The 8,366-nt window shown below is 74.6% G+C and carries 6 protein-coding genes; all 6 read right to left on the reverse strand.

The features are described 5' to 3' along the window. Positions 1 to 10: 10 nt before the first annotated feature. On the reverse strand, positions 11 to 508 hold the full coding sequence (locus NON00_RS23215) for a hypothetical protein (protein ID WP_256025163.1): 498 nt from the start codon (positions 506 to 508) through the stop codon (positions 11 to 13). Next, entirely contained in the window at positions 505 to 2,913 is a 2,409-nt protein-coding gene (locus tag NON00_RS23220; protein WP_256025164.1) for an NHLP family bacteriocin export ABC transporter peptidase/permease/ATPase subunit, read from the reverse strand. The genes NON00_RS23215 and NON00_RS23220 overlap by 4 nt, the downstream gene beginning before the upstream one ends. A 1-nt stretch (position 2,914) precedes the next feature. Next, entirely contained in the window at positions 2,915 to 4,201 is a 1,287-nt protein-coding gene (locus tag NON00_RS23225; protein WP_256025165.1) for an NHLP bacteriocin system secretion protein, read from the reverse strand. A gap of 38 nt (positions 4,202 to 4,239) precedes the next feature. Then, positions 4,240 to 4,539 (reverse strand): hypothetical protein, encoded by a 300-nt coding sequence (locus NON00_RS23230; RefSeq protein WP_256025166.1) that lies wholly within the window; start codon positions 4,537 to 4,539, stop codon positions 4,240 to 4,242. A gap of 198 nt (positions 4,540 to 4,737) precedes the next feature. After that, complete coding sequence (gene glpK, locus NON00_RS23235) at positions 4,738 to 6,237, reverse strand: glycerol kinase GlpK (RefSeq protein ID WP_256025167.1); 1,500 nt, start codon at positions 6,235 to 6,237, stop codon at positions 4,738 to 4,740. A gap of 167 nt (positions 6,238 to 6,404) precedes the next feature. Next, a partial coding sequence (locus NON00_RS23240; RefSeq protein ID WP_256025169.1) for a DUF6212 domain-containing protein occupies positions 6,405 to 8,366 on the reverse strand: 1,962 nt, incomplete at its 5' end.

Raw genomic sequence — 8,366 nt, forward strand, 5'->3', positions numbered from 1 at the left:
GGGGAATGGGTCATCCTGCCCTCCGAGCCGCTGGGCCCTGGCGCGCATGAGCTTTCGCTGGAGGCCCAGCAGGGCGGACCATGGCGCCACCCAGCCCCTCCACCCAGGCTTCCAGCGCGGCGGCCAGGGCGGGGCGCAGCGCGGCCTGGGCGGCCCAGCCTTCCAGCAGGGCGCGGTCCAGCTCCGCCACCCGGCTGCCGACATGGCCGGCCGCCAGCAGCCCCACCCCTTCCGCCGCCGCCTCGGGCGCCAGCAGCAGCGCGCCGGCGGGCAGGCTGCACAGGTGCTGGCGCGCCCCGGCCACGCGGCTTTCCTCCAGCGGCACCAGGAACAGCTCCACCATGCCCTCCAGCACCAGCAGGGTGCGGCCCGGCTCGGCCAGCAGCAGCGGCGTATTGCCGGCGATGGCGCGCACCGTGCCGCCCGCCCGCGCGGCGGCCAGCAGGGGCGCGAGCAGCGCGGCCGGGAGGGGACCAGAGGGAGAGCCAGGGGGGGCGGAGGTGCTCATGCCTCGATCAGCCGGCGATAGGCGCCCTCGGTGGCCATCAGCGCCTCATGCGTGCCGCGTTCCAGCACCTGGCCGCGATGCATGACGATGATCTCGTCGCAGTCGCGCACCGTGCTCAGGCGGTGGGCGATGATCAGGCAGGCGCAGCCGCGCCGGCGCAGATGGTCCATCACCTGCTTCTCGGCGATCGGGTCCAGCGCGCTCGTCGCCTCGTCCAGCACCAGCAGGCTCGGCGCGTTGACCAGGGCGCGGGCGATCTCCAGCCGCTGCCGCTGGCCGCCGGAGAAGTTGCGCCCCCCCTCCTCCACCCGCCCGTCATAGCCGCCGGGGCGGGCGACGATGTCGTCATGGATGGCGGCATCGCGCGCCGCGGCGATGATGGCGGCCTCCGGCAGGGTCTCGTCCCACAGGGTGATGTTGTCGCGCACGCTGCCCTCGAAGAGCACGATCTCCTGGTCCACCACGGCGAGGGAGTCCCGCAGCAGGCCGCGCGGCAGGGTGGCGAGCGGCTGGCCATCCAGCCGCACCTCGCCGGACCAGGGCGGATAGAGCCCGGCCACCAGCCGCCCCACGGTGGATTTGCCGCTGCCCGAGGCCCCCACCAGCGCCACCCGCGCGCCCGGCACCAGCTCCAGGTCGAAACCCTCGATCAGTGGCGGCTCCAGCGGGCTGTAGCCGAAGCTGACACCGCGCAGGCTGAGCGCGCCGGACAGACGCTGCCCCCGCCCGGCCGGAAGGAAGGGCAGGGCAGGGGCCTGATCCGGGGAAGGGGCAGGGGAAGGGGCAGGAGAAGGAGAAGGGGAAAGGGCGGGCGCCTCCTCCTCCGGCGTGAATTCCGGGGCCTCGGGGTGGTCCAGCACGTCGTCAAGCTGGTCCAGCACGCCGCGCGCCGCCTGCAGCTGCGCCGCGGCCAGCATCAGCGCGCGCAGCGGCGGCGCCATCGCGGCCTGCAGCATCTGGAAGGCCACCAGCGTGCCCAGCGTGATCTCGCCCCGCATCACCAGCCCGCCGCCCAGCACCAGCACCGCCACCAGCCCGGCCTGGGACAGGGCCTCCGGCAGGGTGGCGAAACCGCCGGAAAGCCGCCCCGTCTCCTGCTGCTGCCCGGCCACCAGCGCGTGCTGCCCGGCCCAGGCCGCGAAGAAGGGGCCCTCCGTGCCGCTGGCCTTCAGGGATTCGATCATCTGCAGGCCGAGCATCGTCTTGCCGGCGAGCTTCACCTGCTCGATCGCCGCCTTCTGCTCGCGCTCCTCGATGCGGCGGCGGGCGAGCAGGAACAGCACCAGATTGCCCGCCGCCAGCAGCGCCGCCACCCCCGCCAGCAGCGGGCTGTAGAGCAGCATCATGCCGAGGAGGGAGAGCAGGAAGATCCCCTCCACCAGCAGCACCGCCGGCTGCTGCGCGGCATGCTGGCCGAGCGCCTGGGCCAGCTCCACCCGCTGCCCGATGCTGCCGGCATAGCGCTGGGTGAAGAAGGGGATGGGCAGGCGCAGCATCCGCCAGACGAAGCGCGCGGCGGCGCGCAGCGTGACGCGCGTGGCCAGGCGCTGCACCACCAGCCCCTTGAGCCAGGACAGCGCCCCCTGCCCCAGCGCCGCCGCCACCAGCACCGCCACCAGCCAGCCCAGCCAGTGCGCCTGCCCCTCCACCAGGTAGCGGTCGATCAGGAGGCGGCTGAGCCCCGGCAGCAGCACGGCCAGCAGCGCCAGCCCCAGCCCGGCGAACAGGGCATAGGCCAGCGCCTCCCGCCCCCCGGCCAGCCAGCCGAGCAGCCGCCCCGCCACGCGGGGCGGCGTGCCGCCGGGGGCGAAGGCCGCGGTGGGGATGAAGGTGAGGACGATGCCGGAATAGATCGCGTCCAGCTCCGCCTCCGTCATCACGCGGCGGCCGGCGGCGGGGTCGTTCAGCCAGACCCTGCCGCGCGCGAAACCCTCCAGCACCACGAAATGCCCGAGGTTGACGAAGAGGATGGCGGGCTTGGGCAGCGCCTTCAGCGCCGCCGGCTCGTGCCGGAAGCCGCGCGCCTCCAGCCCGTAGCGCCGCGCCGCGCGCAGGATATTGCCCGCCTTGCTGCCATCGCGCGAGACGCCGCAGGCCAGCCGAAGCTCGGCCAGCGGCACCCAGCGCCCATGCGCGGCCAGCACCATGCCGAGGCAGGCGGCGCCGCATTCCACCGCCTCCATCTGGAGCAGGGTGGGCGTGCGGCGGCGCGCCGGGCCGGGCCTGGCCGGCGGAGGGCTGGCCGGCGAAGGGCTGGGCGGCGAAGGGCTGGGCGGCGTGGGAGAGGCCGCCGCCGGGCCGCCAGAGGGAGAGCCAGAGGGAGAGCCAGAGAGAGGGCCAGCGGGAGAGCCAGCGGTAGAAACAGAGGAACCGCCAGGGGGGCGGCCGGAGGAATCGGGCGCCATCTCAGAACCAGGCGCGCGGCAGCACCGCCTCCAGCGCCGGCAGCAGCAGGGCGAGCAGCGGGATCTCGTCCACCACGATGCGCCCCTCCGCCAGCGTGCCCTCGCCGATCGCCAGCGCCAGGCCATGCCCGCCAGACCAGCGGAACCCCCCCGGCGCCGCCGGGTCCCGCGCCAGCCGCACCGTGGCCTGCACCGGCGGGCCGGATTGCGTCAGCTGCTCCACCAGGGCGGTGTTCTTCAGCGTGCGCTGGATGCCCTCCCGCGTCGCCGGAATCGCCGAGACGGCAACCACCTCCCCCTCGATGAAGCCATCCCGCTGCACCCGCGCGGTGGAGGGAATGAGCTGCACCGCCATGCCCGGCCGCACCCGCTTGCCCTCCGCCGGCGGGATATAGAGCAGGGCCACCAGCTCCTCCCCTGCCATGCCGGCACCCTCCCCGGCCAGGAAACGCAGCACCGGGGCACCCGCCTCCACCATCTCGCCGGGATTGGCCACTTGCTCCACCAGCACCCCCGCGGCCGGGGCGAGCACCGTGCCCCGCCGGGCGATCTCCGCCTCCGCCCAGGCGATCTCCCGCGCCACGGCGGCACGCCGCAGGCCGAGATCGAGCAATTCCCGCTCCGCCCGGATGCGCTCCGCCTCCGCCTCGGCGCCCAGCTGCACCAGGCTGTTCTCCGCCTCGCTGCGCTGGCTGCGCACCTCCTGCCACTGCTGCTGCGCCGCCAGCAGGCGGTCCCGCGTGGCAAGGCCGCGGCCGAACAGGCCGTGCTGGATCTGCGCCGCCTCGCCCAGCGTCGCCTCCAGCGCCGCCAGGGCGGTGATGCGCCCGCGCAGCGCCTCGCGCCGGGCCGCCTCCAGCCGCGCCCGCGCCGCCGCCTCGCCCGCCAGGAATTGCCGCACGCGCGATTCCTGCTCCGCCAGCGTGGCGGCCTCGGTGCGGCGGCGGGAGAGGTCGGCGGCGAGTTCCGGCTGGTCCAGCTCAGCCACCGGCTGGCCCGCCCGCACCGCCTCCCCCGGCCGCGCCAGCAGCCGCAGCAGCCGCCCCGGCGCCGGCGCCACCACATCCCCCACACCGCCCGCGCTCAACAGCACGCCCCGCGCCGTGGCCTTCACCGTGGCGGTGGAAACGGCGCCCCAGGCCAGCCCGGCCACCAGCAGCCCGCCCAGCAGCAGCAGCGCCGGCCAGGCCAGCGGCGGCACGACGCGCAGGCTGCGGTCCAGCTGCTCCGGCCCCGGCGGGCGCAGCAGCGGCGCGCGGAACAGCGGCGGCGGCGCGGGGGCCGTCATGCCCGCCCCCTCATGCCCACCCCGTCATGCGCGCGCGGTCACGGCAGGGCATCCTGGCGGCCAAGGCAGAGCCAGATCAGATGCAGCTCATTCCCCTGGCCCGCCGCGATGCCATCCAGCATCGCATCCGACAATTCCCCGCGTGCCATCTCCTCCCGCAGGCGCCGCACATGGCTGCGGATCTCCGCCGCGCTGGTCGCGATGCCATGCCGCGCGCCGATACGCTCCAGCAGCTCGGCGGCGGCATCGATGTCCGGCGCCCCGGCCAGGCCGGACGCCGCCTCCGGATGCCGGGCGAAGAGAGTGCGGAAGCGCTCCATCACGTCATCGGGCTTCATGTCGGGGGTCCAGGCAGGCGGGGGGAGGGGAGAAAGGGAAGGAAAAGGGAAAAAAGAGAAAGAAGAAAGCGGGGCAGTTTAACCGAGGAAGGCAGGGACCGCCCCCAGGGAAATGGATCATTTTCTGTGCGATGCGTCGCGAGGCAGGAGAGCAGGAAGAAATGTTCTTTTTTGGAAAAAAGAACCAAAAAACTTTTTTCAGGAGGCGTGGGACAGGGTGCGGCGCACCGCATCGCACCAGCCGGCATAGGCCGCCTCACGCTCGGCCCCGGGCTGCGCCGGGGTGAAGCGGCGGTCCAGCGCCCAGGCGGCGGCGAAACCCTCAGGCTCCGGGCAGAGGCCGGATTGCAGCCCGGCGAGATAGGCCGCGCCCAGCGCCGTCGTCTCCGCCACCACGGGCCGGTCCACCGGGCAGGCCAGCGCATCCGCCAAAGCCTGCATCGTCCAGTCCGAGGCCGCCATGCCGCCATCCACCCGCAGCACCTCGATGGCGGCGGCCTCGCCCAGGTCGCGCCGCATCGCCTCCAGCAGGTCGCGCGTCTGGAACGCCACGCTCTCCAGCGCGGCACGGGCGAAATCGGCCGGGCCGGAATCCCGCGTCAGGCCAAAAATGGCGCCGCGCGCCTCGGCATCCCAGTGCGGCACGCCCAACCCGACAAAGGCCGGCACCAGATAGAGGCGCTTCGCCGGGTCCGAGCGCGCCGCCAGGGTGGAACTCTCGGCGGCGGCGCGGATCAGGCCCAGCCCGTCGCGCAGCCATTGCACCGCCGCCCCGGCGATGAAAATGGCCCCCTCCAGCGCATAGCTGCGCTGGCCACGCCACTGCCACGCGATGGTGCTGAGCAGCCTGTTGCGCGAGCGCACCGGCCGTGTGCCGGTGTTCATCAGCGCGAAGGCGCCGGTGCCATAGGTGGCCTTCACCATGCCGGGGCGGAAACAGGCCTGCCCGATGCTCGCCGCCTGCTGGTCCCCGGCCATGCCGCGGATGGGGATGGCGGCACCAAGCAGGCCCGGCTCCGTATGGCCGAACTCCGCGGCGCAGTCGCGCACCTCCGGCAGCAGCGCGGCGGGAATGCCGAACAGCGCCAGAAGCTCCGGGTCCCATCGCCCGGCCTCGATGTCAAAGAGCAGGGTGCGCGCGGCATTGGTGGCATCCGTCGCATGGACGCGCCCGCCCGTCAGGCGCCACAGCAGGAAGCAATCCACCGTGCCGAAGGCCAGGTCTCCGCGCGCCGCCGCCGCCCGCGCGCCGGGAATCTCCTCCAGCAGCCAGGACAGCTTGGTGGCGGAGAAATAGGGGTCGATCAGCAGGCCGGTGCTGCGCTCCACAGCGGCACCATGCCCCGCCTGCCGCAGGGCGGCGCAGCGCGCGGCGGTGCGCCGGTCCTGCCAGACAATGGCGCGGTGCAGCGGCCGGCCCGTGGCGCGCTCCCACAGCAGCACCGTCTCCCGCTGGTTGGCGATGCCGATCGCCGCCACCTCGCCCGCCGCCACGCCGGCCTTGGCCATGGCCTGCCGCAGCGTGGCCAGGCTGCTCTGCCAGATCTCTTCCGGGTCGTGCTCCACCCAGCCAGGGGCGGGGTAATGCTGGCCGATCTCCTGCTGCGCCATGGCCAGAGGCGCCAGCCCCGGTGCGCGGAACAGCATGGCGCGGGTGGAGGTCGTGCCCTGGTCCAGGGCCAGAAGAATGCCGGACATGATGCTGCCTCCCCCGCGATGCCGTTTCCCCCACCCATGCCACCGAATGCGGCGCCTGTCAGGAGGAGGCGAAGCGCCCCGCCCCTGCCTTCAGCCGGCGCCCCCAGATGGGTTTCCAAAGGCCTCAGGCCTTTGGTGGGGAGAGTCTGAGAGGGGCGAAGCCCCTCTCAGGAGCGCGCTGTATTTTCAACAGCCTCCGAGGCCGGGGCGACCGTTTCCTCCGCCTCCGCCAGGGCGGCGCCCAGGCGTTCGGCGGCTTCCCGCCAGTCGGCGCTGGCGGCGGCGTCGAAGCCGGCCTCCGCCCCGGCCGCCACCATGACATCCGGCAGCCGCGCCATCAGCGCCACGACCAGGGCCTGGTCCTGCTCCGCGCTCAGCCCCGCGTGATAGGCGCGCAGATTGGCGGCCGAGAGCCGGATGAAGGGGCCGAAGCGGTCGAAGCCCGTCTCCTGCCACGTCTCGAAGGCTGGTGGCCAGCCCTGGCTCTGGCGGAACTCGATGCTGTCCTGCTTCGCCGTGCGGCCGAGCTTCAGCCGCACCATGGGCCAGTGCCGCGCGCCATCGCGCAGGTTCAGCACCGTCACGTCCAGGTGGCGGTAATCGCCCGTGCCGGCATAGTGCTGGTTGAGCAGGACCTTCTCTTCCTCCTCGGCCGGGGTGGCCTCGGCTTCGGGCACCGCCTCGCCGGTGGAGGCCAGGGCGGCGAAGGCGCGCGCCGCCTCCAGCCAGGCCGCCATTTCGGCCGGCAGCAGACCGGCGGCGCGTGCCGCATTGGCCGTGGCCCCGGGCAGCAGCCGCAGCAGCGTGCGCATCAGCAGCGTGTCGCGCGGCTCCGCCCCCTCCCGCTCCAGCCAGCCGGGCATCTCCGGCAGGCCCAGGCGCAGATAGGGGCCGAACTTGTCCTCCCCCGTGCCCTGCCAGCGGGTGAAGGCCTCCGGGTGGTCCTTCGCCTGGCGGAACTCCAGCCGCGGTTTCTCGCCCGAGAGGGAGAGCTTGAAGCGCACCCCCGGCCAGCGCGCCTCCCCCACGCCGAGGCTCAGCACCGTCATGTCGAGATGGCGGTAGCCGCCCGGCTTGGCCGGCGGGAAATACTGGTTGAGCATCACCGCCTCCAGCGTCGCCACGGCCTGCAGCGTGGCATCGGCGCGCGGCGGGGCGGCGGCGGGGGAGGCGGGCGCCGGGGTGGTAGGGGCGGGCAGCGGCGGGGCGGGCAGGGCCAGCGGCGCGTCCAGCGCCACGCGGGTGCCGAGCTGCGCCACATTCTCCGCCGCCTGGAGCGCGAGGCGGGTGATCTCCACCGCGCTCTCCGCCGGGGGCGGCGCGCCATCGGGCCCGGCCAGCGCCACCAGCAGCTGGCCGCGCAGCCCGAGGGCCAGTGGCAGCGCCAGCGCCAGTTCCAGCGTGCCATCCGGCTCGAAGCCGCGCCAGCCGCTCCAATGCGCGCCATCCCCGGCGGGGATCAGCCCCTCGGCCTCCGTCACCTCCTGGTCCAGCGGCAGCACCCAGGCGGCGAGGCGCAGCCCGGCGGCCTCGCCCTGGCGCACCACGGCGCCCAGCCGCAGCAGGTCCAGCCCGGCATTGAACAGATAGGGCAGGTGCAGCAGCGCGGCGGGCGGCGCGCCGGGGGCGGGGGCCTCGGCGCGCAGCAGGGCGCGCGGCGGCTCCTGCCCCAGCCCGATCAGGCTGACCGCCCCGGCCAGCGCGCGGGCCGGCGCCCAGCCGGCATCCGGCAGGGCATAGGGGACGCCCTCTTCCGGTAGGGAGAGGCCCGCCTCCTCCCAGCGCCAGTGCGGCGGGGCGAGGAAGCGGCTGCCCGGCTCGGCCGTCCACAGGCGCAGCGCCAGGGCGCGGTCGGCGGGGGGCGGGGTGGCGCTGCCCTCGGCCGTGGCGGCGCTCGCCCCGTCCGTCCAGGCGGCATCGAGCGAGAGGGCGAAGCAGCCCTCCGGCACCGCATCCGCCCGCGCCGAGAGAATGGCCGTCTCCCCCAGCACGCCGAGCGGCGCGGGCAGGTCGAGCACCAGCCAGCCCGGCGCCAGCCCGGCCAGCGGCACCGCCCAGGCGCCGCGCAGCCGGCCGCTCTCCGCCCCCTCCAGCCGCAGGCGCAGCAGGGCGCCGGCCGGGGCCGTGCC

It is taken from the genome of Roseomonas sp. GC11, from assembly GCF_024437745.1.
GTDB lineage: Bacteria > Pseudomonadota > Alphaproteobacteria > Acetobacterales > Acetobacteraceae > Pseudoroseomonas.

Bases quoted from the DNA above. Each gene is read 5' to 3' on its own strand.
- NON00_RS23225 (WP_256025165.1), bottom strand. From the start codon at position 4,201: ATGACGGCCCCCGCGCCGCCGCCGCTGTTCCGCGCGCCGCTGCTGCGC.
- NON00_RS23220 (WP_256025164.1), bottom strand. From the start codon at position 2,913: ATGGCGCCCGATTCCTCCGGCCGCCCCCCTGGCGGTTCCTCTGTTTCT.
- NON00_RS23215 (WP_256025163.1), bottom strand. From the start codon at position 508: ATGAGCACCTCCGCCCCCCCTGGCTCTCCCTCTGGTCCCCTCCCGGCC.
- NON00_RS23230 (WP_256025166.1), bottom strand. From the start codon at position 4,539: ATGAAGCCCGATGACGTGATGGAGCGCTTCCGCACTCTCTTCGCCCGG.
- glpK (WP_256025167.1), bottom strand. From the start codon at position 6,237: ATGTCCGGCATTCTTCTGGCCCTGGACCAGGGCACGACCTCCACCCGC.